The organism is Paenibacillus sp. FSL H8-0548 (assembly GCF_038630985.1).
Lineage (GTDB): Bacteria > Bacillota > Bacilli > Paenibacillales > Paenibacillaceae > Pristimantibacillus.
Window position 1 is genome coordinate 5,078,798 of the sequence record NZ_CP152049.1, and the last position, 26,334, is coordinate 5,105,131.

At 43.4% G+C, this 26,334-nt stretch carries 22 protein-coding genes; 5 read left to right on the top strand and 17 right to left on the bottom strand.

Features of this window, described 5'->3' with window-relative positions; genetic code table 11:
- Window positions 1-19 precede the first annotated feature (19 nt).
- From MHI37_RS22050 to MHI37_RS22075, 6 genes are all read right to left on the bottom strand, one after another.
- Window positions 20-823: a carbohydrate ABC transporter permease gene (locus MHI37_RS22050; protein ID WP_076337204.1), complete on the bottom strand. Its 804-nt coding sequence runs from the start codon at window positions 821-823 to the stop codon at window positions 20-22.
- Window positions 823-1,743 carry a sugar ABC transporter permease gene (locus tag MHI37_RS22055; protein ID WP_256710538.1) on the bottom strand — a complete coding sequence of 307 codons (921 nt, stop codon included), beginning with the start codon at window positions 1,741-1,743 and terminating at the stop codon, window positions 823-825. Before MHI37_RS22055 ends, MHI37_RS22050 begins: the two co-directional genes overlap by 1 nt.
- Before the next feature lie 112 nt (window positions 1,744-1,855).
- Window positions 1,856-3,211, bottom strand: coding sequence for an extracellular solute-binding protein (locus MHI37_RS22060; RefSeq protein WP_256710539.1), 1,356 nt, complete (start codon window positions 3,209-3,211; stop codon window positions 1,856-1,858).
- 137 nt (window positions 3,212-3,348) lie between these two features.
- Window positions 3,349-5,106: a sensor histidine kinase gene (locus MHI37_RS22065; RefSeq protein ID WP_076337205.1), complete on the bottom strand. Its 1,758-nt coding sequence runs from the start codon at window positions 5,104-5,106 to the stop codon at window positions 3,349-3,351.
- A 1-nt stretch (window position 5,107) separates the two neighbouring features.
- The gene (locus tag MHI37_RS22070; protein WP_076337206.1) at window positions 5,108-6,652 is read right to left on the bottom strand and encodes a response regulator; all 1,545 of its coding nucleotides are present in this window, start codon (window positions 6,650-6,652) and stop codon (window positions 5,108-5,110) included.
- A gap of 4 nt (window positions 6,653-6,656) precedes the next feature.
- On the bottom strand, window positions 6,657-7,775 hold the full coding sequence (locus MHI37_RS22075) for an alcohol dehydrogenase catalytic domain-containing protein (protein WP_076337207.1): 1,119 nt from the start codon (window positions 7,773-7,775) through the stop codon (window positions 6,657-6,659).
- A gap of 176 nt (window positions 7,776-7,951) precedes the next feature.
- On the opposite strand from MHI37_RS22075, the gene MHI37_RS22080 reads away from it, so the two are divergent.
- Window positions 7,952-8,269: a nucleotidyltransferase domain-containing protein gene (locus MHI37_RS22080; RefSeq protein WP_076337208.1), complete on the top strand. Its 318-nt coding sequence runs from the start codon at window positions 7,952-7,954 to the stop codon at window positions 8,267-8,269.
- 237 nt (window positions 8,270-8,506) lie between these two features.
- Here MHI37_RS22080 and MHI37_RS22085 read toward each other — a convergent pair whose 3' ends face one another.
- The gene (locus MHI37_RS22085) at window positions 8,507-9,274 is read right to left on the bottom strand and encodes a DUF817 domain-containing protein (protein ID WP_076337209.1); all 768 of its coding nucleotides are present in this window, start codon (window positions 9,272-9,274) and stop codon (window positions 8,507-8,509) included.
- A 486-nt stretch (window positions 9,275-9,760) separates the two neighbouring features.
- On the opposite strand from MHI37_RS22085, the gene MHI37_RS22090 reads away from it, so the two are divergent.
- The 3 genes from MHI37_RS22090 to MHI37_RS22100 are packed head-to-tail and all read left to right on the top strand — an operon-like array spanning window position 9,761 to window position 13,360.
- Window positions 9,761-11,173, top strand: a complete 1,413-nt coding sequence (locus MHI37_RS22090; protein WP_076337210.1) for a spore germination protein — start codon at window positions 9,761-9,763, stop codon at window positions 11,171-11,173.
- Window positions 11,174-11,175: 2 nt separating this feature from the next.
- On the top strand, window positions 11,176-12,264 hold the full coding sequence (locus tag MHI37_RS22095; RefSeq protein ID WP_256710540.1) for a GerAB/ArcD/ProY family transporter: 1,089 nt from the start codon (window positions 11,176-11,178) through the stop codon (window positions 12,262-12,264).
- A complete protein-coding gene (locus MHI37_RS22100) occupies window positions 12,257-13,360 on the top strand; it encodes a Ger(x)C family spore germination protein (protein WP_076337211.1) in 1,104 nt (367 codons plus the stop codon). Before MHI37_RS22095 ends, MHI37_RS22100 begins: the two co-directional genes overlap by 8 nt.
- A gap of 99 nt (window positions 13,361-13,459) precedes the next feature.
- On the opposite strand, the gene spoIIP is transcribed toward MHI37_RS22100, so the two are convergent.
- From spoIIP to MHI37_RS22140, 8 genes are all read right to left on the bottom strand, one after another.
- A complete protein-coding gene (gene spoIIP / locus MHI37_RS22105) occupies window positions 13,460-14,719 on the bottom strand; it encodes a stage II sporulation protein P (protein WP_144023692.1) in 1,260 nt (419 codons plus the stop codon).
- A gap of 450 nt (window positions 14,720-15,169) precedes the next feature.
- Entirely contained in the window at window positions 15,170-15,904 is a 735-nt protein-coding gene (locus tag MHI37_RS22110; RefSeq protein WP_306010674.1) for a polysaccharide deacetylase family protein, read from the bottom strand.
- An 88-nt stretch (window positions 15,905-15,992) separates the two neighbouring features.
- Window positions 15,993-16,616 (bottom strand): YhcN/YlaJ family sporulation lipoprotein, encoded by a 624-nt coding sequence (locus MHI37_RS22115; protein ID WP_076337213.1) that lies wholly within the window; start codon window positions 16,614-16,616, stop codon window positions 15,993-15,995.
- 157 nt (window positions 16,617-16,773) lie between these two features.
- A complete protein-coding gene (locus MHI37_RS22120; protein WP_076337214.1) occupies window positions 16,774-17,664 on the bottom strand; it encodes a transglutaminase family protein in 891 nt (296 codons plus the stop codon).
- Window positions 17,661-18,659: an alpha-E domain-containing protein gene (locus MHI37_RS22125; RefSeq protein WP_076337215.1), complete on the bottom strand. Its 999-nt coding sequence runs from the start codon at window positions 18,657-18,659 to the stop codon at window positions 17,661-17,663. The genes MHI37_RS22120 and MHI37_RS22125 overlap by 4 nt, the downstream gene beginning before the upstream one ends.
- Before the next feature lie 20 nt (window positions 18,660-18,679).
- Window positions 18,680-20,137: a circularly permuted type 2 ATP-grasp protein gene (locus MHI37_RS22130; protein WP_076337216.1), complete on the bottom strand. Its 1,458-nt coding sequence runs from the start codon at window positions 20,135-20,137 to the stop codon at window positions 18,680-18,682.
- A gap of 227 nt (window positions 20,138-20,364) precedes the next feature.
- Window positions 20,365-21,369, bottom strand: a complete 1,005-nt coding sequence (locus MHI37_RS22135; RefSeq protein WP_076337217.1) for a globin-coupled sensor protein — start codon at window positions 21,367-21,369, stop codon at window positions 20,365-20,367.
- A gap of 162 nt (window positions 21,370-21,531) precedes the next feature.
- Complete coding sequence (locus MHI37_RS22140; protein WP_076337218.1) at window positions 21,532-23,427, bottom strand: PrkA family serine protein kinase; 1,896 nt, start codon at window positions 23,425-23,427, stop codon at window positions 21,532-21,534.
- A gap of 240 nt (window positions 23,428-23,667) precedes the next feature.
- On the opposite strand from MHI37_RS22140, the gene MHI37_RS22145 reads away from it, so the two are divergent.
- Window positions 23,668-24,393: a DUF2161 family putative PD-(D/E)XK-type phosphodiesterase gene (locus MHI37_RS22145; RefSeq protein ID WP_076337219.1), complete on the top strand. Its 726-nt coding sequence runs from the start codon at window positions 23,668-23,670 to the stop codon at window positions 24,391-24,393.
- On the opposite strand, the gene MHI37_RS22150 is transcribed toward MHI37_RS22145, so the two are convergent.
- Both MHI37_RS22150 and MHI37_RS22155 read right to left on the bottom strand, forming a co-directional pair.
- Entirely contained in the window at window positions 24,377-25,573 is a 1,197-nt protein-coding gene (locus MHI37_RS22150) for a PLP-dependent aminotransferase family protein (protein WP_076337220.1), read from the bottom strand. The two genes, MHI37_RS22145 and MHI37_RS22150, sit on opposite strands and share 17 nt — an antisense overlap.
- A 393-nt stretch (window positions 25,574-25,966) precedes the next feature.
- Window positions 25,967-26,215, bottom strand: coding sequence for an AbrB/MazE/SpoVT family DNA-binding domain-containing protein (locus MHI37_RS22155; RefSeq protein WP_076337221.1), 249 nt, complete (start codon window positions 26,213-26,215; stop codon window positions 25,967-25,969).
- Between the last annotated feature and the right edge of the window lie 119 nt (window positions 26,216-26,334).

The following is a 26,334-nucleotide window of genomic DNA, read 5'->3' on the forward strand; positions in this document are numbered from 1 at the left end:
TAATTCCTCCTCCTATGTATTAGCCCTTAACAGCTCCGGCAGTTACACCTTTAATAAAGGTTTTTGAGCCCAGGATAAAGATAATCAGAAGCGGTATCGTTGTCATCGTAAGTGCAGCCATTCGCGCAGCGTAATCTGTACGATGAACGATGCCTAGATTGGATATAAATACAGGAATCGTATACCATCTGCTATCGTTAATAGTAATGAGCGGGAGCAAATAGTTATTCCATGACCAGACAAAGATCAGAATGGACAAGGTAACTAACCCGGATTTGATGATTGGAAATACGATTTGAAACAGAATACGCGGCTCAGTACAACCATCTATGCGCGCGCATTCGATGACTTCATCAGGTATGGTATCCCGCATGAACTGTGTCATGAAGAAGGCTCCGAATGGAAACGCAAACCAGATCAGAATAATGGGCCATAATGTGTTGCCAAGACCCAACACTCGCATTTCCGTAATATAGCCGATAAGGCCAACCTGTGTAGGGACCATCATCGTAATAACAATAAAATAATTGAGTGCTTTCTTAAACCTGAATTGATATTTGGCGATAGCAAAGCCGATCAGCACACTGAACAGCACACCAGCCACCACGGAGCCGATCGATACGATAAGACTGTTGGAATATACCTGCACAAAATTCGACTTCAATACCGTTGTGAAATTTTCAAACATATAGCTGCCTGGCAGCAGCGGGATTCCCTGAAATAAATCCTCATTGTAATGGGTAGACATCACAATCATCAGATAGAAGGGAAAGAGAGATAATATCGTTAAAATAATCAGAAAGCTGCGAGAAATGATTTTCATTATTTATCCGCCTTTCCCGACGTCACGCGATAACTAATTAGAGAGAAGATAACAATAAAAATAAACAGCATATAGGCCATTGCAGAACCATAACCCATACGGGAATCAGAAATGAAGGAATTGTCTACAAACTTCCAAATAACCGTCAAAGCAGCATTATCTGGTCCGCCAATCGTATTGGCCCCCCAGCCGCCATAAAGCAGCTTAGGCTCATCGAAGAGCTGGAAGCCCGTAATAATGGTTGTTACGATGAGAAAGATAGAAATATTTTTTAGAAGCGGCAATGTAATCTTGAAGAAGGTGTTCACACTTGATGAGCCATCCATCTTCGCTGCTTCATAAACGTCCTGTGGAATGGCGGTCATGCCTGCCAAATATATTGTCATAAAATAACCGAAGTTCTTCCAAACGAACATAAGCGCAATAATACATTGGGCAGTAAACGGTGTCTGCAGCCAGTAATAAGGCTCAGCCAGCACACCTATCTTCGTTAGAATCGTATTGAGAATACCTGACTGCCAGTCAAACATATAAGAGAAGATAAATCCAATAGCAACAGGTGTTGTAATGTATGGAGTGAAAATAGCCGTCTGAAAAAAACGTTTGCCTTTCACCAGTTGGAAAGTCAATTGAGCCAGCAGCAAGCCGATTCCGATTGTAAGTGGTATGGCAAGCATCATAATGGTAATCGTGTTTCTTAACGATTTCCAGAACAATGGATCATGAAACAGCAGATCCGAATAGTTTTTTAAGCCGATGAATTCACGATCCGACACGCCATTCCAGTCAAACAAGCTTAAGAAGAAGGAATAGCCGACCGGAAACAACTGAAATATGAGGTAGCTCAGCACGAATGGAAGAGCGAATAAATAGGGCCACATTTGAATTTTACGGGAATACCCCGCGCCTGACTTTTTCACACTAATTCCTCCATGATACCGACTTGAAATAAGAGGCAGCTGCCCCGATCCCGCCTCCAGTGGAAGCTTGAAAGGGACGGCTGCCTGTTATACGTAAAACCGTATTAGCGCTTTATTTTACCGTTACACCAGTTACCTTGTTCTTGACCTCTGTAATATATTTATTCAAAGCAGTATCTGCATTGATCGTTGTATCCTTCGTAAATAGTGGATACAGCATATTGAATGTATTTCCTACGATGCTCTCGTATTTGGTTTGTGTCTGCCCCTTCATCTCAGGTACAACATTTTCGGAGAAGTACTTCATAATATTTTGTCCACCGAAAAATTCATCGTATTCTGTGCCTTTCTCGATCAACTCGTTGTTCTCATAGAACGATTTTGTACCTGGCGGGAATCCGAATTTCTCAAAGGACTTGCTTGTACCCTCATGGGAGAAGTATACAAAGTTTATATAAGCCCATGCTGCTTCTTTGTTTTTACTATCTTTATAAACACTGATGGATGTTCCACCAACTGTAGTACCGCCACCAGGTGCCTTGACTAGTCCCCAGCGTCCGGAACCATCTTTGTCATTAGCTGCTATGGTCCATTTAGGACCCCATGGTGCCAGTGGGTAGAATATGGTTTCTCCCTTAGCGAATGAAGCAGACCATGCAGGTGTATCCGTTTCCAGCTTACCTAGAATGCCAGCATCTCGCATCTGGAACAAGGTGGTTAGTGGCCCCTTAACCCTTGAGGTTAGATCGATTTCATTGTCAGTAATATATTCACTAGCTGTCTGGCCATACAGAACACGGAATGCATCGCCAAGTCCCGACATCATCGCAATCTTACCGCCGCTCTTTTCCTTCACTTCAATTCCTTTTTGTGTAAAAACGTTCCAGTCGGTCAGAATATTCGCAAGCTCATCTGGATCGTCGGTTCCCAGGTATTCCTTAGCTAAATCACGACGATAAGCAAGTCCGCCCGGCGTAATCTGCTGGTCTAAGGCTAACAGTTCGCCCTTGCTGTTAGATAGCAGCGGCAGTAGGTAGTCGAATAGCTGATCCTTATTAAGGTTATAAGGAGCTTCCTCCAGATTAGCGAGCACACCCAGATCAAACAATTGACCGCGATACGTCATTTCGCCAAGAATAACGTCCGGTACGTCTGAGCCGGAAGCAATACCGCTTTGCAGCTTCTGTAAATAGTCAGTTGGATTGACAATAGAGTATTCAACTTTAATATTCGGATATACTTTGTTGAACTCAGGAATCATGTATTCAAGAAAAGCTTCGTCCCAATCCCATACCTTAATCGTTGCTTTCATATTTTCCGGTAATGCAGTTTCCCCTGTATCTCCCGATGCGTTCTGCGGATTACTTGCTTCATTTGTGTTGTTGCCCCCGCAACCTGTCAGCGCTAATGCAATTACTAGTAACAGGCTTACAAAAACTGTGATTCGTTTTTTGGACTTCATGCTCATGACCAATCCTCCTCAATTTTTCTCTAATGCTGCGAGCTTTTCGCAAGCGCTTACAAATTTAAGTATAAGGGATGTCAAGAAGGTCAATACCCGGACAATCCGGGTATTTTGTTGAAAATCCGGGTATACGATAGACTTTAAGATGGAATACTCGATTCTGCTGGCAAAAGGAGGGTAACGGTTGTACCACAGCCGGGTTCGCTTTCGATCGCAATATCATATTTTCTTCCATAATGATATTGAATTCGCTCCCGAATATTAGACAGTCCAATGCCTTGGCCTTCTACAGAAGGTTTCTCTATGGGCTGTGACCTAAGCTTTGATAGCTGATTAGGCTGCATGCCTCTCCCATTGTCATTTATACTCAGCTGAATGTCTCCACCGATACGTATAGCAGTAATGCGGATATAGCCAAGCTCGGTTCGGTACTCGGCGCAAATACCGTGGAAGAGTGCGTTCTCAATAATAGGCTGCAGAATCATTTTAGGCAGCTTGACCTGCTCCAATCCTTCTTCAATCTCCCAAACTGCTTCGAACCGCTGTGGATAACGGACAGTCTGAATATTGAGATAGCGAGAGGCAATCTGTTTCTCCTCACCAAGCGTAGAGAAGAAGGTATCATCTCCGCGATGAATAGATTCCTGCAGCAGACTGATCAGTAAACGAGTAATGTTCACGGCTTCATCGTTGCGATTGGCATTAGAAAGATAGATGACACTGTTGAGTGTATTATAGATAAAATGAGGATTAATCTGGGCCATGAGTAGCTTAACCTGCATGATCCGCTTTGCATTTTCATTCTCCATCGCTAGATGTACATGCTCTTGCAGCTCCTTGACCATGCGGTTAAACCCATATCCCAGAATCTCTAATTCGTCTCCACTATTTATAGAAACCTGACTGTTTAAATTCCCATCCGATACCCGTCGCATCGCTGATACCATACGTGATATCGGCTGAATCATTCGGGAGATAAGCGGAAACATCAACGAGAGCATAAGCAGCAGGCTGACTGTAAGAATCAATACATAAAAAACCAGAATGGATTTTACCTTTGCAAATAGCTTATCCTTGGAAATAACCGCGACCTGCACCCAATCCTCCAGCATGGATCGATTATAGATGCTGAGATAATCCGCGCTCTCCTCCCATTCTGGCATAGGCTTATCTGTCTCGGGGTGATGAAGCGCCAATGATGGGAATTCACCAGTACCGCTATCATACAAGAGCTGATCCTGCTGATTGAAAAGCATGATTCTTTCATAATTTCCTAGACTCTTCTCCATCGTGTTAAAGAGATTGGAATATTTGATGTCTATAATGAGGGTGTTCGTTGCGGCCGAATCGTTTTCACCTATTCGCTTGTAAGGGACGACATAGCTTATGGCGGAATAACTTTGGCTTACAAAATAAGATTCATGGGGAACAGAAAAACGCATACCCGATTCGGGTAAGCGTAATTGATTAAACCATGCCTGTTCCTGATAGGAAGAGAAAAAGTCGGCATAGCCGCTTTTATTGGAGAAAATCTCTCCATCAGAACGAATAATCACAATATTCATGAGAAAATCGTTCAACACAATAAATTTTTTTAGCTTCTCCCCTACGGTCAGCTTATGAAAATAATCATCCTCAATGCTTAATGGTTTTTCTTGATAGATCAGATTTTGGATTTCCGTATCCACGATAATATACTCAGCGATTTGTTGTGTCTGCTCTTGAATACGCTTCAACTGCAATCCGTTTTGAGACAATTTAACCAGACTGTCTTGAATCGACTGCTCACGAATGATTTGAGTAACATAAAAATAAGTAAAGAATCCGCTAAAAAGCAGCGACACGCATAAAATACTGGAGGTAACTCCGATAATCTTCGTTCTAATTTTTGTCCTCATCCTAATGTCCTCCGCGCTTCACATACATCAGCGGGTTAACCCCCACGGCTTTGCGAAAAACCTGGCTGAAATACTGGCTGTCTCGATAACCCACCATTTCCGCAACTTCACCGATCTTGTATTTCTCCAATTGAAGCAGCTTCTTCGCTTCCCTGATCCGCACCTGCGTTAGATAATCAAGTGCACTCGTTCCGGTCTCCTGTTTGAAAGTACGACGAAGTCGGTCTCCACTAATCCCTACCTGTTCCGCAAGCTCTTCAATTGTCAGTCCTTCTGAGTACCTAGTATCTATGGCATGCAATGTTTCTCTAACCTTTCTTGAATAGCGTCCGTACTCCAGCTTCTGGCATTCCTGTACATTTTCTCTGTATAAGGCCTGAAGATGAGCGCTCATTTCCAAAAACGTATAATTCTCACACCTCTCTTGAGCTGGTAGGGGCAAATTTCGCGCTGCTCGAAAATTGTGTATCATGTTCAGCAGCTTGTCCCCGAGCCAATAAACACCTTTTATATGTAACCGTTTGATCTCCAGCTCAAAGGCAGCAGCAATAAGCTCTGCACCTGAATAATCGAGGTGCTCTTGATTCCTCCGAATCGCCTCAAGATGATCCTTCGCCTCCTGTATGTCTCGATCTTCACCGAAAATGACCGTTTCTGGGTGCATCACGATCTCGCGACCATAAAATGGTGCATATGCAAGCGTTCGCTCATAAAGCATAAGTCTATGCTTGATCTCGTCAAGCGTGTAGAGGCTCGAAGAAACTACAGCAGAGATCGTCTCACCTGTCTCTCGCTTAAATCGCTGCTGTATATCTCTAATTATCGACATCGTAATCGGTTGAAAATGGCTGTATCCGCCTTTCTCTGAAACCGTAGCAATAATTCCCCATCGGCAGGGTGCCAACTGAATGGCATCAAAACACATAATTCCTTCATACGTACCTTCATCTGAAAGCTGGAGCTGGCTCGGTGGAGCATAGGGATGAGTTGAAGAGAAAGGGCCAACGGGAAGATCCACCCCGATTAACATAAGTAGAAACTGGCTTCGCGTACTCATATTCTCTGCCCAGAGACGCTTTTGCTCGACAAGCGGTTTGACGCCCTTCACGAGATCGAGAAACAATTGGCGGCGTATCAACCGTTCTTTGTGATCCTGCTTTAGCAGTTCGTCCTTCATGATTCTGAGCAATGAAGTTAACTGATCAGCGCTTAGTTCATGCTTAACCAGATATTCTGAAATTCCCAGCTTTATTGCTTCCTTCGCATAGTCGAACTCCTTGTAAGAGGTGAGCAACACAATCTTCGTACCTCCAGCCTCGCTAAGCAGAGCCCTGCTTAGCGTAAGCCCATCCATGCCTGGCATCTTAATATCAACAAAAACGATATCTGCACGATGTTTGCGATGTAATTCAACCGCCTGCTGCGGATAGGTAGTTTCAGCGACAATTTCAAAGCCAAGCTCGTGCCACGGTACCAAATGCCGGAGATGTTCTATGGCCAGCAGCTCATCGTCGACGAGTATTACCTTAAGTAAATCGGTGCTCATGCTGTTACTCCGATATGCCGGGCAGAAGAAGTACCTTCAGACAATCTTTTCCCTGCTTAACGAGCTCGAAGCCTTCCTTATAGGACGCAAGCGGCAGCTTATGGGTGACGACGCCTTTGGTCGGCAGACTTCCCTTTGCGATGCCTTCAATAACGATTGGATAGCAGTAGGGGCCTAAATGTGAGCCCAATATATCGAGCTCCTTACGATCGCCGATGATGCTCCAATCTACGGTTACCGGATCCTTGAATACACTGAATTCAACGAATCGGCCCAGCTTACGAATCATCGCAAGACCCTGCACGACAGATTGTGGATGGCCAGTAGCTTCAATATATACATCACAGCCGTATCCCTCGGTCAATCGCTTGATCTCATCCACCACATTGATCTTAGCCGGATTCAGAACAATATCCGCACCAAATGCTTTGGCCGTCTCGAGACGATCTTCGAACAAATCCAGAACGATTAGCGTACTTGCTCCACTTAATTTGGCGGCTCCAACCATCCCCAGGCCAAGGGTTCCCGCTCCTGAAATGACAACGACATCACCGAGTTCAATTTTTGCCCGTTGAACGGCGTGCATCGAGCATGCATAAGGCTCTATTAGAACAGCCTCTTCTAATGTGAGCTGTTCAGGAACCTTATGAACAATCGCTTCCTTGGGAAACAACATATATTCAGCCATGGCACCGTTTACATTTGTTTGAAAACCATAAATATCATGCTTCTCACACATCCAATACTGTCCCCGATTGCAGAACCGGCAGTCCCAGCAGGGTACGATTTGTTCCGAGATCACCCGCTCGCTGATACTGACCTTAGTTACACCTTCGCCAATCGCGACAACATGGCCAACAAACTCATGACCAGGAATAACGGGAGCCTTCACATAGGCTGGCTGAGTCTCATCGCCCCAGAACATCGGTGCGCCCGAGTAAGCTTTGACGTCACTCGCACAGATCCCAACGCCCTCTACCTTTATCAGAATTTCACCCGGTCCCGGTTGTGGGGTAGGCACTACTTCGTATCGATAATCACCGGCGGTATATGCGATGATAGCGTTCATCGTAGAAGGAATATGCCTCGTAGTAGTCTCGCTTGATGAATGGTTTGTTGTCATAATAGTCACACGCCCTTCATTAATTAGTATAGTTCAGTATACAATACAAGGTAGATATTAAAAGTACCATTAACGATCTACGGCTTATGATGGACAATATTCGGAAAAATTACGTTTTTTAATAATTTATCTATTTGACATGATTGACCATCAAAAAATGAAGGCGAGGTTAGATTATGTATTCGCACCATAAGCAATCACTAGACTATTTCGTAGAAACACTGCAATTCGATCCAAACATACTAGCCGTTATTACAGCCGGCTCCATCGCGAAAGGCACTGCTAAGGAGACATCAGATATTGACGTTTATTTGCTTGTCACCGATCATGAATTTGAGGAACGTAAGAAGATAAATAGATTGTCCTACACAAATCATGAGGTTTGCAGCTATGAAGGCGGCTATGTTGATGTCAAAATCATTAATATGCAGTTTCTGGAGCTGGCAGCCGAGAAAGGCAGTGAACCGACTAGCTTTCCCATGAACTGCTGTTAAATCCGACCTATGAGAAATGCAAGGAACTAGCACAAGTCATATTAGGCTTCCGAGAACCTGAATTATCGTTTGAGCAGGCGGTCAGTCAGTTCATCCAGAACAATGAATGGAACTGGATGGATCAGTCCCCTCCTTTACAAGACAGATAAACTTTTAAAAAAGCGTCAACCGCTGCAACTTAATCCGGAGCTATTATGCATATAACGATACAAAAACCCGATCTTAATCGATCGGGTTTTATAATGTTCGACCAGCTTTAACATATTTAAGCTGAGCAACGATAATGACACTAATGATTACTAAAAGGAACCACGAGCTAATCTTACTGAAACCAACCAACTGCCAGGTTTGATGCTGGTCAGGGTATTTCCAAGCATCAAAAAATGTGGCTATATTTTCGGCTAACCAGATGAAGAAGCCTACAATGATAAAAGCGAGTGCTAAGGGCATTCGATAGGTTATCGTCCTTACCCGATATATGATCCATGTTTTCCAGAAGACAATAAATACAAGCGCCGTCAGCCACCAGCGGAAATCAGGAATAAAATGATGTGTAAAAAAGTTCAAATAGATGGCTCCTCCTAGCAGCACTGAAGGCATAAGCCCAGGCCAGCCGGTCATGTCCATCCGAAGTCTCCGCCATACCTGACACATAAAGCTCGCTACACTTGCGTACATAAAACCGCTATAGAGCGGCACACCGAGCAGCTTCGTATAACCGGGCTCAGGGTATGACCACGATCCCATCCCTACCTTGTATATCTCCAGCACCAAGCCAATAAAATGAAATACACAAATTACTTTGATTTCATCACGCGTCTCTAATCCGCTAAGGTACATGAGGTATTGCACGCCAAGCAATATAAGGAGAATGGCATCATAACGATAAATGAAAGGGATCTCTATTACACTGGAGAGAGCTAAAGTTCCGAAGATAGCAATAGGAAATATGCAGCTCATCGCCTGATGATAGCCAAAATGCAGTAGTTGTACTATAGGTTTCAATTATGTTTTTCTCCCTCCACGCCCTTTTATCATACGATTCCCTTAACTAAAATACGTAATCAAATGGAGTATCTTTTAATTATAATAAAGGCGTAATGGTTTTGGAAAAAGAGAAATTAGCTTTTGTGGATTTTCATGTTTTGTGTTCACTGATCAGATGCCTCTCACTTTGGCGTATTAAAAAAAGGGAAGAACTAACCTAGAAGGATAGTTCTTCCCTGACTCGATTGAACACCTCACTAGACCGACAAACCATGATCGTTGGAAGCCTAAGTCCGCATAATTAACATTTCACCGTTTCAAAATGCTGAGAAGGTGCGAGGATCGATTTATTCAATTCTCAAAGCTTGTCCGGATCGAGTTGCGTTCCTCGGAGATGGGCTCCAGTACCGAGCTTTCTTGAATTAAGGAACAATGATTGTTTACCTAGCTTACGGTTGGAGATACTGATCAGTAACATTTAGTAATCAGAGGTGAATCATCCTTATGAATAATCCAAACAGCAAACTTTCACATACACTTTTAGAGTTTAAGGATTGTTCGGATCTTACGCATAGAAATTATCCTGAAATAGATATTGATTTAGTCTTTTTTAGTCATCAAGTGGATCAGGATAAGCTGTTTCGTGAAGTAATGAATCCTCTATTAAACGTGCAAAAGGAAGAAGTTTCTGCGCTATTAAAGCAATCACAGTTTTCATTCATTACAGATTCCAAGGTACTCATTAAGGATATTTTAGCAGGTCAAGTAGCTGTTTATTTTAATGAGGATGTATATGTAATAGATGTATTCGGAGTAGAGTCCCGCTCTGTTACTCAATCAGAGACAGAGTCAGTCATTACCGGTTCTCATGACGCTTTTACTGAACAGGCAGGAGTAAACATCGCTCTAATTCGTAACCGTATTAAGAGTTCTCATCTGAAAGTAATTAAGTTATCTGTCGGAGAAATCACCAAAACGGACGTCTATATTTTGTATATCAAAGATATTGCGAATATGGATTATGTGGATGAGATTGTTTATAGAATTAAAAACATTGAAATTGATGCCGTATTTGATACTAGTATGCTTCTTCAGTTTATTGACGATTTTCCCTATTCGATTTTCCCGCAATTTCTTACTTCTGAGCGTCCAGAAGCAATTTCATCAAAATTAGTTGCAGGCAGAGTGGTTGGATTTGTGGATGGGAGCCCTTCAGCGTTAAGCGCACCCAACTCGTTTTTTGAGTTTTTCTCATCTTCCGATGATTATAATCAACGTTGGATGCTAGGTACAGCAAGTCGAATACTACGCCTAGTTGCACTCGCAATTACGCTGTTATTTACTGCACTATATGTATCGATAACAACCTACCATTATGAAATGATACCCGAGAACTTGCTCTTGACCTTAACAGAATCTAGAAGTAGAGTACCATTCCCGCCCATCTTTGAAGCAATCTTCATGGAAACGACTATTGAATTACTCCGAGAAGCAGGAGCTCGATTACCAACCAAAATTGGACAAACCATTGGTATCGTTGGCGGTATCGTTATTGGACAAGCAGCAGTACAGGCCGGATTGACAAGCAATATACTCATTATTGCTGTAGCCTCTTCTGCCATAACATCCTATGTTACGCCGTCTTATGTTATGAGCGCATCAATTCGTCTTCTTCGGTTTGGATTAATTATTTTAGCAGGCATATGGGGGAATTTTGGTTTAGCTATAGGGATTGCTGCGATTGTCATTCATTTGAGTGGTATTACTAGTCTCGGTTCTTCTTATCTCACTCCTGTTGCCCCCTTCCAACCGAAGGATTGGCTGGATACATTTATTATTGCTCCATTCAGATTTCTCAAGAATAGACCTACCCAAAGCAAATCACCTAATCCAATAAGAAATAGAATGAAAAAGTAAGGATGATCCTTTTGAAGGAAAAATTATCTCAATTTCATGTCGCAATACTAATCTACATGATTCAAACAGGTACGGTTATTATTACGCTGCCTCGTCTTTTAGCTCAAAACTTTGGAACCAATGGCTGGCTGGCTTTGGTTCTTGTTTCTGTGATCATTTCTTTAAATCTGCTTTTAATTTCTGGTGTATATCAATTAGGAAAAGGGAAATCTATATTCGAAATTCTAGAGAAATCTATACCAAAGCTAATCCTTTATCCCTTTTATTTTACTTTGGCTACATTATGGGCACTAATCGGCTGTTTCGTGGGCAAGCAGTATATCCTTATATTTAAAATGATTGCATTTCCTACGACAAATCCAATGATATTAAAACTAGTATTAGTTGTGCTTGCATTTTTCCTAATTATCAAGAATGTGTACAATATTTCAAAAGCAGCAACCGTCTTTTTTTGGTTCATCACTTGGATGCTGATACTCATGTTTTATTTTTATAATGATTTCCAATTCTCGAGGTTGACTCCCTTTGTTTTTAAAGAGGCTGATTTATCAATAAATGGATTTTTTACAATCTATATAGCATTTTTAGGGTATGAGCTATGTCTGCTGCTATTCCCTTACACCAACAAAAAGACCAAATTAATGAGAGCTGCTCAGATCGGCAATCTCATGGTTACCTTGAGTTATTTATATATCTGTTTTATCGCTTTCGGTTTCTATGGTCACGAGCATTTAAAAACACTTCAGTTTCCATTGCTCAATATGATGGCATACATACAATTCCCCTTCATTCAGGGGACAGAAAATTTGCTTTATGCCTTTCTAATGTTCTCCATTATTATAACTTCAGTTATGTATTGGTGGAGTGCAAGGGTAGTAATCCAGAGAGTTTTTTCTATTAATAACAAAGCCATTACGATTATTATCCTTGCTTTCTCTTTTGGCATCTCCTTTTTTTCAGACTCATTAAATCATGCGGAAAAGTGGTTAGCGATTTTGGGGTTTACTGAATTAGGTGTGGCCTATCTGCTTCCAGTGTGCTTAATCGTTATTTTGTTAATTCAAGGAAAAAGAGGCGAGCCTAGTGAATAAAAATCGCTTATTGAAATGTTTGCTCATCCTCCCGATTCTACTTATTGGCTGCAGGGACCAGCGTATTTTAGAGGAAACTGGATTCATTCAATCCATAAGCTATGATCTAGCAGAAGATGGAAAAATAAAGAATGCAATAAGTATTCCTCTTGCTAATCCTGTGATAAAAGCAAACCGGGGTTTTTTTTCAACTGTAGCAGAAAGCAGTAAAGAAGCCCGAACCATATTTGCTAGACAAACTAATCTTATATTAGTAAGCGGACAAGCACGCCTCACTCTCTTTGGTCTTTCATTAGCAAAAACGGGGATTTGGAGTTATATGGATACGTTCATGAGAGATCCGACTATTGCCGAGAAATTAAAAATTATAATTGTTAACGGGGACGCTGAAAGCTTGCACAAAAAAAACTATCCAGAATTCCCGCAAACAAGCAAATATATCGATCGGCTTATTCAAAAGGAAGTTAACAATCAAACGATATCGGATGCAACTTTGTATTCCTTTACTCGTGATTATTATGATGATGGAGTTGATCCAGTTGCTCCTATCATTAAAGATACAGGGAAAAGCATCATCCTCGATGGAATCGCTCTTTTTAAAGATGACATATATGTAGGCAAAATAAATCCAGATGATTTAATGACCTATGCTTTTTTACATGGTAAATTAGACAATGGTGAAATGAGCATGGATCTGAGCGAACAAACAAAAGATAGTAAAGCGTTAATGTTATCCTCATTAAAAAGCTCAAGAAAAATTTCCATTAAGCATGAAAAAAACGGAAACATCAATGTAGAGGTAAGGGCTAAGGTGACAGCATCTGTAATCGAATACATCGGTGAATTAAAACTAAGTAATGATTCTGACAAAAAGAAGCTTGAGCAGGAAATTTCAATGATTACAACTCAACAAGCAAATCGCATCGTAAAACTGCTGCAGGAGAAGAACGCCGACAGTTTGGGAATAGGAACCCATGTCAGAAATAGCATGACGCATAAAGCGTGGAAATCATTGGGGTGGCCTGAGCTATATCCTCAAATAAATGTACAATGCATAGTAAACATTAAGATCACGGATCATGGGTTTCGCTATTAAAAAAAGTAGGGCGCAGCATTTCCCACGCCCTACTTTTTCTTAACTCACAGATGGCTAGTACTTGTTTCATCTATTCAGTGAGCGTCGTCATCTTTACCTTTATTTATTAGATTTATAATATTCAGCGAATACATTCGCAAAAGCCTCTGCTGTAAGCAAGCTTTCTTGTAATGTATTATTGACGCCTCCCACTTCAAGCAGCAAGCTCCCATTTGAGATAGATTGATTGTATTCCCCATTTCCTTGATGGCTGCTTTTCAGTAAAATACCTCGCGATAAGCCCGGGTATTTCTTATTCAGCAGTTCAATCAATGCTTCGGCAAATTTTTTGTTCTCTTTATGGTTTGGATTAGCATCTCCAATGACAAACATAATGCGTGCGTATGATTTCCCATTAATTAAAGCCGTTGTTTTGCTGCGCGGAACGTCGGAGTCCCGATGAATATCGAAGAAATAAGACAAGGAAGAATTCGATTGAATCGCTTGATCAACAGCTTTACGCGATATGGAGTAGGCCTGTGAGTAGCCTAATTTCTGCTCAGTCATCTTATTCGCAAAGTCAGATTCTTCTATAATAGAAGGGATTCCTTTTTTCTGTAAGCTCTGCGCCAATTGCTTGCCTACCAGCGTAATGTTCACTTTAGGGTCATCAATGGATACTCCCTTCGTGTTGCTTGAAACATTTTTCCAAGACTCACGATTATGGGTATGGTAGATGTACACTTTATTATCACTTTGGCTAGCAGTGCCCGTCTTTACAACCCAGTTGGCAACATAAGCCGTTCCACCGCTTGGCAGCGAAACCTGGTACCAATCCCCCTTCGATCCAATGATCGAATAGGCTTCCCCCACCTTTGCCTTGGCTACAATCTCGTAATTAAGGCCTGGCCCTTTGCGTAAATTAGTCGTGTCCACAATACTAACAACCGATTTCTTATCTTGTACACTATTTTTCTCAGCAGTGCTGCTTGAATTTTGTCCAGCATTTGAAGAGATCTTGCTGCTGTCAACGACATCGGTTTCTACGACCCAATTAGCAACATAAGCATTGCTGCTGCCTGAAAGCGATACGAGATACCAATCTCCTTTAGTTCCTACGATCGGCAACGAGTCTCCCGCCTTAGCCTTGGCTACAATATCATAATCAAGCCCAGGTCCTTTGCGCAAATTAGTCGTATTTACAATATTAGCAACGGTTGTTTTATTTTTAATGGAATTAGACTGCACATATTGCTGTGCTCCCACGCTGATGCTTTTTCCTAGCGAGCTGCTCTGAATAGACGCATATGCGGCATCGGCTCCTCCGGATAATAAAACAAAAACAGCAGTTCCACTCAGTATTTGATTTCGAAGTCTCAAAGCTTGCTTTCCCCCATTCCAAAAACTTACTCTACGAAATTTCGACAGCAATAAAGGAAAATCCTTCTTGACGTTAAATTCGCAGAGCAAAATCGAGAGGAAAACCTAAGTGGAAATAGCGAATTAGCTCTATAAATACTAAATAAGATAGATTCATGCATATTTCGTCTCTTCCATACCTCATGCTCAAACATTATGCTCATTCTCCAGCAATCCTCGTAACTACTCTCCTTTAGCCTAGAGTATGAGAAGTTATTTTCGACGAGTTCAAATCTGCCTCCAAGCTAGTCTGCTTATAGCCGCAGAAAAAAGAGTATGACCGCTGCTGCCGTACGCAGCGCATTCATACTCTTAAGCCTATTTTCATAACTGACAAAACCACCGTTGCTGCTTCCTTGGCAGCAGCCATTTATAGCCTCACCTAGTATCCCCGAGCTATCGTTTGGCAATTTACTGTATCGGTATATTTATCATCGTATTCATGAGCTCCGTTACGGTCACGAATTCGAAGCCGCGTTTGCTAAGCTCAAACAGTATCGTCTCTAAAGCCTTTACCGTTTGCATTGAGCCTGGAATATAATCATGCAGCAGCACAATATCTCCGTTTCGAGCATTGTTCAACACCTTGTTGACAATTTTGTCCACACCAGGGCTCTTCCAATCGTTCGTGTCCTGATGCCAAGACCACATAATCGTCGTGTAGCCAAGCGCTTTAGCAATTTGTATAGACTGCTCATTGTAATAGCCTCCCGGAGGGCGGAACAGCAGCGGCTTTTTCCCCGTTAGAGCCTCTAATGCATTTTCCGTTCTTACAATTTCTTCCTTAATCGTCGCTTGACTAATAGAACGCTGGAAATACACATGATTAAATGTATGATTAGCGACCTCATGCCCTTCTGCAATCTCTCGCTTTATCGTTTCCGGGTATCGCTCAACTTTATTTCCCAAAACAAAAAAAGTCGCCTTTGCATTATATTTTTTCAATAAATCCAATATTTTATTTGTCATTTCCGGGTAAGGACCATCATCAAAGGTTAAAGAAAGTTTTTTATCCTTGGTCGGAACCTCCCATACAATTTCGCCTCTTTGCTCATAAAAGAATCGATCTTTTTTTATCGGGATGCTGAAGCCTGCAATAAATAAGAGGATAAGCAATAAGAGTAGGCTGCGTTTGATTATGAACACTATTTTTCCTCCTAGCAGCATTCAATATGTAGAAAGAACGGTTGGCAGCTTCCTTCCAAGGAAGCTGCCAACCGTTCCTTTAATGCTTTTAACGCATAGGAGCAGTCAAAGCATCGCCGATGTCGCGAATCATAATATTAATGTCATTCGCTAATGTTTTGATCGGATGTCCGCTTGTCATATCGGTATTCATTGATCTTATTTTCTGATGCATGCCTTGATCTGAGGTCACATGAATGTCATATTGCGGATATTGTCCTTTCAAAGCGGCATAAACTTGTTTTTCAATGATTGATTTTTTGCCCACATTATCTATATCCAGACCAACAATCGCATCTTTATTATGCAATACTACAGTCGCCTTTTTCACTCCGCTAACCTTCTCAGCTCGATCAACTAACTGCTCAGCGCCTATTGATGAATTATTGCCAGTCACGCGGCCATCCATTGTATTATTATTTATTCCATTCGGTGCATAAGCGCTATTCGGTGAGTAAGTCCCATCTGTACCATAGTTTCTATTAGTCCCATAGTGTCGGTTATCCAGCATTCTTGTACCATTAGGAACGTTCTTCGTTTCAACACGATTCAGACTGTTTTCCACTCTTCTTGTTTGTTGTTTTACGGTATGGTCTTGACTACATGCGGCTAAAGAGAAACCTAATGCGAGCACCATAACAGACGTCAATACGGGTTTAATCGTTTTTTTCAATTCTGTGCACCTCCTGTTTGATGCTTATAATGTGTACTATTTACGAGCCATCATACATGGAAAAAACATTTCACCTGCGCTTGTTCAAACAAAAAAAAGAACAGCTCAACCGCAACTGCGGCTTACCGTTCCTTTTTCACATTGGAATATTCATGTATTAATCCTCAACATTTGTGACGTCCACGGCGACATGCAAAATTTGCTCGCCTGTTCCGCGATATACACCCTTAACTGGCACAATATCCTTATAATCCCGTCCATGTCCAAGCTTCACATACCGTTCGCCAACAGGGTCCATATTCGTAGGATCAAAGCTGCACCAGCCAAGGCCAGGCACGAATGCCTCCACCCATGCATGAGAGGCCTGCTCAAAATCAGCGCTTCCGCCCTGTAAATCGCCTACAAAGTGATACCCGCTCACATATCTGGAAGGTATGCCAAACGCTCTGCAGCTAGCAATCATCAAATGAGCAAAGTCCTGACAAACGCCGCGTTTGCTCAAAAACATATCTGACGCTCTTGTCTTCACATCCGTCGCTTCCGGATCATAAATAAATTCATTGCGAATTTTGGTCGATAACGCACTAAGCCAGTCCAATACACTCAGCGGGCCGCTCTCGGTTAAGCCTTCCAGCTCATTCGCAAATTGCTCAACCTCTTCGGTAACGGCTGTGTATTCTGTCGTAAGCAGAAATTCAGTAAAGCGATTAGCCGCATCCTCTGTTTGCAGCCAGCCCCACGCCTGCTCTACTGGGCGTTTGCTTAAATATTGCGCTCTCTCCTCCGAAGAAGGCGCCTGCTTCGTTACAACGGTCATTTGAGTGCGTATCGTAAGCCGCTTATGTGGACCATTGACCGAGAAAGCATGGACACGGTTGCCGAAATAATCCTCATACGTAAATAACGAAGCATTCGGCTCAATGGAAATGGCCTGCTGATAGCAGGATTGTCTCTCATTCGTGCTGGGTGTCAGTCTAATTTCATTGACACTGTCCGTAACCGATTCTGCGTATTCGTACTGTGTCACATGAGATATACTCAGCTTCATGCGCTTGCCTCCCCCATTCGAAAAAAGGTTTTGGCAAACGACATACCAAGCTGCTGGCAAGCATCAAGCAGATGCGCAACGATCGTGCCGCTGCGATCAATTACCATATCCTCCCGCTCGAGACAAGCCAAATCAGCCTTCACCTTGCCTACCTGACGGAGCACGCGCTCATGTGCGGTGCGCAGCTGTTTATCCTGCAGCTCGATATCCCGCATATGATCATCAAGCGTATGAAGCGCAAAATGGAGAGAACGCGGAAACGCATCATTTAGGACAACAAATTCAACGATCGCTTCAACTGAAATCCCGTCTGCATAATAACGGCGAAATGCTTGGTAGCCGCTGACAGAACGAAGCACAGCCTGCAAATAAGAATAGGCACTCGCACTATTAAAGCCCTCTCCGCTTGCCGCATTGCCTACTGCTTTTATAATTCGCAGCGTATTTTCCGAGCGTTCCAAGTAACGGCCGCATTCAATGAAATGCCATTCGTTCTCTCTGGGCATAACCGATTGACTTACACCTTGGAACAATGCCGTCCATTCCTTGATCCGCCCAAAAAACAAATGTGGAGACTCATTCAACAGGTCATCCGGCTGCTTCTCCCTCAGCCACAAATAAAAACCATTTGTCGCGTCCCACATCTCACTTGGCACCTTCTCGCGAAGCGTGCGGAGGTTGCCGCGGGCATGACTGACACAGGAGACAAGCGAGTTCGCATTATCCCGATCAAGCGTCGTATAAAAGAGGACATCTCGCTCATTATAGCTGCCATACTGCTGCTCGTAAGCTTCCCGACTGCCTAAGGCATCAACGATTCTTACCCACTTGGAGTAGGAGGGCTCGGATGCTTCTGCATTAAGCTTTCCTTCGATGCTGACCATCTCATCGTCCACCTGCAAGTGATAGTGAACATCAATCAGCCTGGCATGATTTTCAGCACGCTCCATATAACGACCAATCCAAAATAATGCCTCTGCATTCCGGTTCAGCATCGCATTCCCTCCAAATTTATTTATCGATTAAGAACCCAAGTGTCCTTGACTCCGCCGCCTTGAGATGAATTGACCACAAGAGAGCCTTCCTTCATTGCAACTCGGGTTAAACCTCCCGGAATGACATGTGTCTCTTCTCCCATCAATGCAAATGCGCGTAAATCAATATGACGAGGCGTCATGCCGCCATCCACCATAACAGGCGCCCGAGAGAGCATCATCGTCGTTTGTGCAATATATCGCCCAGGCTCGCGCTCGATAGCCTCGGCAAACGTTTGAATTTCCTTTGAAGTTGCACATGGTCCAATCAACATGCCGTATCCGCCTGACAGCGAGGTTTCCTTTACTACCAGCTGATTCAAATGATTCAGCACATATTTACGCTCTTCCTCGCGCGATAAAATATAGGTAGGAACATTTTGCAGGAGGGGCTCTTCACCTAAATAGTAGCGAATCATGTCTGGAACATATGCGTAAACCGCCTTGTCGTCAGCAACTCCTGTACCAGGCGCATTTGCTATCGCAACATTTCCTGCGCGATAAGCATTCATTAATCCCGGAACGCCTAGAACGGAGTCTGGCTGGAATGCGAGCGGATCAAGAAAATCATCGTCTATGCGGCGGTAGATCACATCTACTTGGCGCAGACCGCGCAAGTCGCGCAAATATATTTTATGATCCTTATAGACAAGATCCCTTCCCTCTACGAGATGAATACCCATTTGCTGCGCCAAAAAGGTGTGCTCATAATAAGCTGAATTATATGCACCCGGGGTAAGCAGTACAATTAGCGGATCGCGATTGCCATTAGGGGATAAAGCACGAAGCGAGCTCAAAAAGCAATTTAAGCTGCGGTCAATGCTTTGAACGGAGCTCGATAAATATAAATCATGGAAAAGCTCGCTCATTAACGTCCTGCCTTTAAAAAGATAAGAAAAACCGGAAGGAGATCGCAAATTATCCTCCAGAACATAATAACGGCCTTTTTCATCACGAATTAAATCAATACCCGATGCTGTAATATATACACCGCAGGGAACATGTAGACCAGCCATTTCCGGTCGAAAATAAGTATTTGAAACAATCATCTGCCGAGGGATGATACCATCTGATACAATTCGTTGTCCGTGATAAACATCATGAAGGAATGCATTGAGCGCGCGTATCCGCTGTTTTACCCCGCGTTCAACCACTTCCCATTCATGTTTAGGAATGACGCGGGGAATGAAATCAAAAGGAATAGTCCTCTCCAGCGGCTCGTTTTGAGATTCGCTGTAAAGTGTGAACGTAATCCCTTCCTCCAGCATTCTTTGGTTAATTGCATTTTGACGAATCGCCAGCTCTGCCGGTTTGATTTTCCCGAATAATCTATGCACACTATCATAGTGCGCTCGAACAGATAAGTCCTTTTCGAACATTTCATCGTAAAAAGATTGGGAATCATAATATTGCGATTGCGACTGTTTGGCCGTCGACATGACAACCGCCTCCTCCATGATGAGCAATATACCAAATGGGTGTAGATCGGTGAATAATTACGATGATATGTTACATAACTAGTTAAAAAACTTAACATTAGTGGGATATGCGCTTCTTATTGTTAAGATTATCATACTGAATTAGGTAATGTATGTCAACTTATATAACACGAAAGCAGGAACCCCCGAATGAGAGAATTCCTGCTTTTTCTAAGCTGCGTATCATTCTAATATTGGTTTAATTGCTGCAAATCGCTTGTAACTTTATCGACCATATTCACAAACGCTGCAAGCTCCTGCGACCGAGCCGCTTGGTCGCGTGCTTCAATCGAGGTTTGTTCGGATTCCTTACGCACCGAGGATAACTTCTTATCAATCTCCTCAAGCTTCGCTTGTATACCTTCAAGCGCATTCCGGGACGATGAAGCAAGCTTGCGCACTTCATTGGCTACTACCTCAAAGCCGAGCCCATGCTCGCCTGCCCTTGCAGCCTCAATCGCAGCATTAAGACCGAGCAAATGCGTCTGATCGGCTATCCCACGAATTAACGTGCCCATTTCATGAATGCCGTCAAGCTCAACGCGGAGCTCTCCTACTAGTGTATGCGTCTTATCCTGCGAATGCGAGGTTGAAATAGCAGTTGCCGCAATGGATTGCGCACCCTTGTCCAATTCAAGCATAAGCGAAGCAAGCTCCTGCACTGCACTGGTCACCGTAGTGAGCATTGCGGAGCGGTCATCCGCAAGCTCCTGAATTTTCAACTGCTCTTGCTTGTTGTAGGCTTCCAATACAAATTGTGAATCTAGATTAAACATCTTCGTCAAAGTATGTACGACTTCCTGCCAACTGTCTGGAAGAACTCTTTGCAAAACATTTGTTGATATGTCCAAATAAGTCATATATGTACCTAGATACCAATCTGTCGTCAAACCAATTCGAGAATGAACATCGCCAATTTTTATACGATTATCAATAAATGCTTGATCAATGACTCCATCGGTAAGCGACATATAATACCACCGCTGTGTTTCCTTAAGACGATCAATCGTACTGACTTTGGAAATAAGCTCAACTAATTGGGGCTGCTTGCCTACGCTTTCATAAAATCGGTCCACCACTTCATCAACAATCTTCTGGAAAATAGGTCTGCATTCAGCAAGATATTTTAAATCCCGTTCTGTAATGCCAATATACTCAATCTGTCTCAAACGCTCTGCTGATAATTTAATCAAATAACCCGACTCCTTCGGTGTATACTCGTTCACTAACACCTATTATATCGGAAAACATATAAGAAATAGTATGGGCAATTAAATTTCTTTTTAAACGCATGACCGTACAGAAAAGCTGATAGACATTCGTCTATCAGCTTCTGCTGAGCTCGCGCTGCTCGATTACCTATTCAACAGGCTTCCGACATAACGCAGCAATTCATTGGAGCAAACTGGGCAATAAGCATGCTCATCCATCAGGCGCTTGGTAACTTCATTGATTCGTTTCAATTGGCTCTCATCAGGTGTCTTCGTAGACGTTGTAATTTTCACAATGTCCTTCAAGTCGGCGAATAGCTTCTTCTCCACCGCTTCACGCAGCCGCTCATGGCTAGTAAAATCAAATTTTTTGCCTTTTCGCGAATACGAGGAAATACGAATTAATATTTCTTCACGGAATGCTTTTTTGGCATTTTCAGAAACGCCGATTTGCTCTTCGATGGAACGCATAAGCCGCTCATCCGGGTCCATCTCCTCGCCAGTCAGCGGATCTTTAATTTTCGCCCAATTGCAATAAGACTCAATGTTATCCAAATAGTTCTCAAATAAGGTTCGTGCAGACTCCTCATACGAATAAACAAATGCTTTTTGAATTTCCTTTTTCGCCAGCAGGTCATATTCCTTGCGCGCAACCGATATGAAGTTTAAGTACCGCTCACGTTCTTCCTTTGTGATAGAAGGATGACTATCGAGCCCCTCCTTGAGAGCACGCAGTACGTCAAGCGCATTAATGCATTGTGTATCCTGTTTAATCAATGCACTGGAAATTCGGTTGATGACATAGCGCGGATCAATGCCCGTCATGCCTTCCTCCAAATATTCATTTTGCATCTCCTTCAAATCTGCTTCCTTAAAGCCCTCTACTTCCTCCCCATCATACATCCGCATCTTCTTCACTAAATCCATACCTTGCTTTTTCGTTTCTTTAAGCCGTGTAAGAATGGAGAAAATAGCTGCTGCTCGCAAGGCGTGCGGCGCAATATGGATATGGCGCATATCGCTTTGTGCAATCAGCTTCTTATAAATTTTCTCCTCATCGGATACTCTCAAATTGTATGGCACCGGCATAACGATCATCCTGGAATGAAGAGCTTCGTTTTTCTTATTGCTAATAAACGATTTATACTCAGATTCATTCGTGTGAGCAATAATCATCTCATCGGCAGAAATTAGAGCGAAGCGGCCCGCCTTAAAGTTGCCTTCCTGTGTCAAAGAGAGCAAATTCCACAAAAACTTCTCATCGCATTTCAGCATCTCTTGGAATTCCATCAAGCCGCGGTTCGCTTTGTTGAGCTCTCCATCAAATCGATAAGCACGCGGGTCGGACTCCGAGCCAAACTCCGTAATCGTTGAGAAATCAATGCTGCCCGTCAAATCAGCAATATCCTGTGATTTGGGATCAGAAGGGCTAAATGTCCCAATACCAACACGATTGTCCTCTGAAATGAATACACGCTCCACGAGAACATTTTCAATATCGCTGCCGTACTCCGTTTGAAGTCTCATTTGGCATGAAGGGCATAAATTACCTTCAATTCGAACGCTGAGCTCTTTTTCAATATCAGGGCGAAGCTCATGAGGGATAAGATGCAGCGGATCCTCATGCATCGGGCAGCCTTTAATAGCATAAACGGCACCCCGTTCTGTTCTGGAGAAGCTCTCGAGCCCTTTTTTGAGCATTGTAACAATGGTTGATTTCCCTCCGCTTACCGGACCCATCAGCAGCAAAATCCGTTTACGCACCTCAAGCCGGCGTGCCGAGGAATGGAAATATTCCTCAACTAGCTTCTCAATTGCACGATCCAGTCCAAATATTTCTTGATTAAAAAATTTGTACTGCTTGTGCCCCCCTGCGTCCTCTACCCCATGAGATTCAATCATTTCATAAACGCGTGAATGTGCAGTCATGGCCGGGGACGGGTCCTCTCTGAGCAGTTCAATATACTCCTTAAATGTTCCTGTCCATGAAAGCTTTTCGCTTTCAGCTTGATACTCCGATATTCGCTTGAAAATGTCCATACCGTGCCTCCTCCCATCGCTTCCGCATTCCACTACTCTTTCTACGCCCGGGATTTGTCTCTAGACGCTCTATCGAGTGATGCCAACTTTTATTGAGATACTACATTCCTATGCTTATTCGAGGAGATAATTGCACACTATTTTTGTCCATCATCCATCAAATTACGACAAGCATACAAAATCCTTTGTTATAATGGGATCAAAAGCATCGATAGAATCGATCGGGAAGGAGACGGAACATTGGCAGTTCAACGAGAAGAAGAGCTCTATAAGCCTATAAAAAAATACTACGAGCAGCTTGGCTTCACCGTAAAAAGCGAAGTGCTGCATTGCGATTTAGTTGCGATTCATCCTGAGCTTTCCGATATCGTTATTGTGGAAATGAAAAAAACGTTCAACCTCGCCTTGCTTCTGCAAGGGGTTGAACGTCTTCGATTAAACAGTCATGTCGTGCTTGCCGTTGAACGAAACCGCAAGAAGAGCGGCGCCCACAACCAACGATTTGGTGATTTGACTGAGCTATGCAGAATGCTCGGTCTTGGACTCATGACCGTTACTTTTTACAAAACAAAGCCGCCGGTCATCGAGCTGCTGTGCCAGCCTGGTGATCCGCCGCAGCGCGGCGCCAGGCGCAGGAAGCAGGCGCAGCTGCTGAATGAATTCAGAGAGCGCAGCGGCGATTACAACGTTGGCGGCAGTACCGGCCGCAAGCTCGTTACCGCTTATCGCGAGAAGGCGCTGCGCTGCGCCTACGCGCTTCATATCGCTGGCCCGCTCGCGCCTCGCGAGGTAGCAGCCATGACCGGCTACAGCCGCAGCGGAGATACGCTTCGCAAAAATTATTACAGCTGGTTCGATCGCATCGAGCGCGGCAAATACAGCCTGCGCCCGGAAGGCGCAGCTGCACTGACTGAATATGGCGAGGTCATAGCTGATTGGGTAGCTTCGATTAACTCCGCGCCGTGAACTCGCTGAGCGCTTCTACGAAGCGCTCAACCCCCTGCTCCGTGCGTGCACCGGAATTATACGTATAGTTCAGTCTAGCCGTGTTGCGCTGCGGCTGATCGGCGTAGAAGGAGCTGCCCGGAACGAACGCCACACCTTTCTGAACCGCGCAGCGAAGCAGCGCCTCTGCGTCCAGCCCCTCTGGCAGCTCTAGCCATAGGAACATTCCACCTTTCGGCTTTACCCAGGATACATCCTGAAGCCCTTGCCGTTTTAACAGCTCATGCATTTCGAGCATGCGCTCGCCATAGGACTTGGAAATTAACTTAATGTGATCATCAAGATTAAAACCTTTAAGCAGCTGGCTCAAAATTTGCTGGTCGATCGCGCTTGAATGCAAATCTGCCGCTTGCTTAGCTTTCGCCACCATGTTAATAACGCTGCTGTCTCCGATTGCCCAGCCTGCACGCAGTGCCGGCGCTACTGTTTTTGAGAATGTGCTCGTATAGAATACAGTTCCTCCCTCCACCTGGCCATCTAACGATAGCAGCGTTGGAAACTGTTCATTTTCATCAAATTTAATATCACCATAAGGATCATCCTCAATAATCGGCATTTCATTTTGTTTACATAGGGCCAGAAGCTTTTTTCGACGCTCCGTACTCCAGACACGGCCTGTCGGATTTCCAAAAGTCGGCACAGCATAAAGAAGCTTCGGACGATGCTCGCGAATAAGGCGCTCCGCATCCTCTGGAATGATGCCATCCTCGTCGCTTTCTGCCGCAATAACTTTGAGCCCATGCAGCGCAAATACCTGCAAGCTTGCCAAATAGGTCGGCTTCTCAACCAAAATCGAATCCCCTGGCTCTGTAAGTACGCCAACTAATAAATCAATGGCTTGCTGCGAGCCTGTGGTCAAAATCATTTGCTCAGGGTTAACATTCATTTGCTTAGCTGCCATACGCTCACAGAGCTGCTCTCGCAGCGGCAAATACCCTTCAGTTAATCCGTATTGCAAAGCGCCCGCTCCTGCCGCAAATACGCGATCAGCAGCTTCACGCACCGCTTGTACAGGGAAGAGCTCCTCCGCTGGAAGTCCTCCAGCAAACGAAATCATATCCTTCCCCTGTGTAAGCTTCAAAATATCTCTAACCGCAGAAGACTTTAGCTGTGCTACCTTAGATGAAAAACGATAATTCATATCCAATACTCCTCCTTGCAAGCTTTATTGCTCGCTATGCTTATCTTCTCTATGTTAACAATGTGTTCACAACTTTTAAAGTTTTCTTTTTGTCTAACGTTGGTTATAATAAAGACAGCATATTTGGAGGTGTCTCACAGATGAACTTTATTATTGTCATGACTGTGTTTACTTTGTTCATTGTTGCGATGCTGACCAGCTCCTACAATGAAGACAAAACAAGTGGACTGTAAGCTAAGCATCTTGCCGGCTTGCTCCACGCTAAATAATAAAGAAGTATAGGGCATGTTCCTATACTTCTTTATTATTTATAAACGAAATAAAGCTTCCTGCCGAGCATAGATGCTCTAGCCGGAAGCTTTATTTCGTTAAAATAGCAAGCATTAACGCTTATTAGCGCTGAATAACTGCCATTTCTTCCATACATACGCCACATACATAACGATCCTTAAAATCACGCACCTCAGCCATAGAGCCGCAAAAAACGCATTTCGGACGATAACGCTCCAAAATAATATGGTCACCTTGGACGAATATTTCTACTGGGTCGCCCTCGTTCATCAAATAACGTTTACGTAATGATTTTGGTAGGACAATACGGCCGAGTTGGTCCACTTTCCTTACTACACCTGCTGGTTTCATCACTTTCACCTCTTCTGTGTCTGGTTTCGCATGTCATTGATGAGAAACCTCTGCGTTATAGTGTTTCGATGGCTTATCCGTATATCCTTCATTAATTCATAATTTCTTAATATCCTGCA

Bases quoted from the DNA above. Each gene is read 5' to 3' on its own strand.
- MHI37_RS22050 (WP_076337204.1), bottom strand. From the start codon at position 823: ATGAAAATCATTTCTCGCAGCTTTCTGATTATTTTAACGATATTATCT.
- MHI37_RS22060 (WP_256710539.1), bottom strand. From the start codon at position 3,211: ATGAGCATGAAGTCCAAAAAACGAATCACAGTTTTTGTAAGCCTGTTA.
- MHI37_RS22065 (WP_076337205.1), bottom strand. From the start codon at position 5,106: ATGAGGACAAAAATTAGAACGAAGATTATCGGAGTTACCTCCAGTATT.
- MHI37_RS22070 (WP_076337206.1), bottom strand. From the start codon at position 6,652: ATGAGCACCGATTTACTTAAGGTAATACTCGTCGACGATGAGCTGCTG.
- MHI37_RS22075 (WP_076337207.1), bottom strand. From the start codon at position 7,775: ATGACAACAAACCATTCATCAAGCGAGACTACTACGAGGCATATTCCT.
- MHI37_RS22080 (WP_076337208.1), top strand. From the start codon at position 7,952: ATGTATTCGCACCATAAGCAATCACTAGACTATTTCGTAGAAACACTG.
- MHI37_RS22090 (WP_076337210.1), top strand. From the start codon at position 9,761: ATGAATAATCCAAACAGCAAACTTTCACATACACTTTTAGAGTTTAAG.
- MHI37_RS22095 (WP_256710540.1), top strand. From the start codon at position 11,176: ATGATCCTTTTGAAGGAAAAATTATCTCAATTTCATGTCGCAATACTA.
- MHI37_RS22120 (WP_076337214.1), bottom strand. From the start codon at position 17,664: ATGAAGCTGAGTATATCTCATGTGACACAGTACGAATACGCAGAATCG.
- MHI37_RS22125 (WP_076337215.1), bottom strand. From the start codon at position 18,659: ATGCTGAACCGGAATGCAGAGGCATTATTTTGGATTGGTCGTTATATG.
- MHI37_RS22130 (WP_076337216.1), bottom strand. From the start codon at position 20,137: ATGTCGACGGCCAAACAGTCGCAATCGCAATATTATGATTCCCAATCT.
- MHI37_RS22140 (WP_076337218.1), bottom strand. From the start codon at position 23,427: ATGGACATTTTCAAGCGAATATCGGAGTATCAAGCTGAAAGCGAAAAG.
- MHI37_RS22150 (WP_076337220.1), bottom strand. From the start codon at position 25,573: ATGAATTATCGTTTTTCATCTAAGGTAGCACAGCTAAAGTCTTCTGCG.
- MHI37_RS22155 (WP_076337221.1), bottom strand. From the start codon at position 26,215: ATGAAACCAGCAGGTGTAGTAAGGAAAGTGGACCAACTCGGCCGTATT.